At 32.1% G+C, this 1,606-nt stretch carries 1 protein-coding gene and 1 pseudogene; one reads left to right on the top strand and one right to left on the bottom strand.

Translation table 11 applies throughout. The annotated features are described in order from the left end of the window. Positions 1–219: 219 nt before the first annotated feature. Positions 220–939 carry a YebC/PmpR family DNA-binding transcriptional regulator gene (locus tag E4T68_RS08780; RefSeq protein ID WP_135126026.1) on the bottom strand — a complete coding sequence of 240 codons (720 nt, stop codon included), beginning with the start codon at positions 937–939 and terminating at the stop codon, positions 220–222. 161 nt (positions 940–1,100) lie between these two features. Between E4T68_RS08780 and E4T68_RS08775 the strand changes: the two are divergent. Next, positions 1,101–1,606 (top strand): annotated as a pseudogene (locus tag E4T68_RS08775) (ISNCY family transposase); the annotation flags it as partial.

Raw genomic sequence — 1,606 nt, 5'->3', positions numbered from 1 at the left:
TCTGGAAATTCAAATTCTTCTTCCAATTTCAATAATTTTCTGGTATTCTTATCCATGTGAAGCACCTCTTTACTATTTTCTCTCAACTTATAGTTTACTGGTTTGCTTCACTTTTTTCTATAAAAAATAATCGTGTTAGCGAACTTTTTTGTTCACCAACACGATTTATTGTACACCCGTTATATTTTAATAAACCTGCATTATTAATTTGATAGATTCCTATTCACCCAAATCAACATTGTGATATACTTTTTGCACATCATCTAAGTCTTCTAGTGCGTTGATTAATTTTTCGAATTTGATTAAATCATCTCCAGATAATGAAACTTCGTTTTGTGGCAACATTTCAATTTCTGAAACAGTAAATTGTGTAATACCCATATTGTTTAAGGCTTGTTGTACGGCATGGAAATCTGTTGGTTCAGCATAAACGATTGCTTGCTCATCTTCTTGAATAACATCTCTGACATCAACCTCTGCTTCAATTAGTGCCTCAAACAATTCTTCTGCATTTTTATTTTCAATACCAAAAACAGCTGTGTTGTCAAATAAATATGATACAGCACCAGACACACCCATATTTCCGCCATTTTTTCCGTAAGCAGCACGAACATCTGAAGCGGTACGGTTAACATTGTTTGTTAAGGCATCAACAATAATCATTGATCCATTTGGTCCAAATCCTTCATAACGCAATTCTTGGAAAGTTTCATCACTTCCTCCTTTTGCTTTGTCAATTGCTTTGTCAATAACATGTTTTGGAACATTATATGTTTTTGCACGTTCAATAACAAATTTTAATTTTTGGTTAGTAGCTGGATCTGGATCCCCTTGTTTAGCTGCAGCATAAATTTCAATTCCAAATTTTGCATAAATTTTACTATTATTTGCATCTAATTTTGTTTTTTTCTCGACAATATTTGCCCATTTACGTCCCATGATTTCACTCACTTTTCTTTAAGATTTCATTATCTATTATACGTGTAAATGACTAAATAGACAAGAGCTAGCATTAATAAGTAGGAAGATTTATCAATCGAATGTGATAATGTCTTAAAGTAATCGAATGACAAAATGTCCCAAAATGATAAACTAGAGATATGAAAAGGATAGAATTAACAGTGAATGAAATAAAAAAATATAACGTCATCAAAGCCGTTCATCATGGCAAAAAAACAAAACAACGTGCCTATGTTGAATTAACTTTATCATTAAGACAAATTAACCGACTACTTCACAATTATGTTCAATTGGGTAAGTCAGCTTTTTCTCATAAAAATAAAAAACGCTCTCCAAAGCATAGTCTACCTGAATCTACTAAAACTTTTATTGTAGAATTATACCAATCATTTACCAATTTAAAACCTAATGTTGTTCATTTTACTGAAATGTTAAAACAAGAACATGGCATCAATTTAACAGATACAACTGTTCGTACCATTCTCTATAACCATGGGATGATTTCTCCCAAAACACATCGTAAAACAGTAAAACGACTAAAACAACAGAAAAAAGTAGCACAACAGGTGAGACATGAATTGTCTATAAACTTACCCCGTTCTTGTGAGTTTCTAGCAGATAGTGACACTATCCACCCTAGTCGTCC

The sequence above is a fragment of the Granulicatella sp. WM01 genome, assembly GCF_004570605.1.
In the GTDB taxonomy this organism is placed as follows: Bacteria; Bacillota; Bacilli; order Lactobacillales; family Aerococcaceae; genus WM01.
Note: the sequence above shows the minus strand (reverse complement) of the source record. Positions and strands in the feature narration are given on the sequence as shown.